The sequence below is a fragment of the Phytoactinopolyspora endophytica genome, assembly GCF_004138495.1.
GTDB classification, from domain to species: domain Bacteria; phylum Actinomycetota; class Actinomycetes; order Jiangellales; family Jiangellaceae; genus Phytoactinopolyspora; species Phytoactinopolyspora endophytica.
In genome coordinates, this window is the sequence record NZ_ML142856.1 from 62,472 (window position 1) to 63,158 (window position 687).

The 687-nt window shown below is 63.9% G+C and carries 1 protein-coding gene; it reads right to left on the reverse strand.

What is annotated here, in order from left to right; all coding sequences use genetic code 11:
- Positions 1-687, reverse strand: a 687-nt coding sequence (locus ELR45_RS16625) for a DUF7927 domain-containing protein (RefSeq protein WP_240759799.1), incomplete at both ends; no start/stop codon positions are given.

Below are 687 nucleotides of genomic sequence, written 5' to 3' on the forward strand. Positions count from 1 at the left end.
GACATCACCCTCCTCGACCGTCGACCCGCTTTCCGGGTCCGAGGTCTTGGAGAAGACGTACGCGGCGTTGAAGTGCTCCGTGGTGCAGTCCGGGTTCTCATCCGGCGCCGGCACACACACGCCACGCTCGTCGTCCGTGGTGACCACGTTCAACAGGCTCGCGCCCATCTCGTCGCCCACGGTCACCGAGTAGGTCAGTGTCACAACCTGATCGATGTCGAGGTCACCGTTCCAGGTGAGCGTCGTCCCGTCCAGGGACGCCTCACCGGACGACGCCTCGGCGTCGTCGTTCCAGTCGGCTTCATCGAGCACGTCCGAAAGGTCGTCCTCGATCGACGCGCCTTCAACCGGTGCGGTCCCGACATGTTCGATCAGGACCGTGTAGGTGACTTCCTCACCAGCCTCGACCAACGAGCCAGGCTCCGGGTCCGAGGTCTTGGAGAAGGTGTACGCACCGTTGATGTGCTCGGTGGTGCACGCTTCGTCCTGGTCCTCGGCCGGAATGCACTGCTCCTCGTTCGGCGTCGTGACGACGTTCTTCAGGAACCGGTCGCCCTCGGCATCGACTGTCACCGAGTAGGTCACCGTCGCTTCCTCGCCCACATCAAGCGGACCAGACCACGACAGCACAGGCTCCTCGTACGACGTCTCACCAGACGACGCCTCCACGTCGTCGTTGTAGGTCGC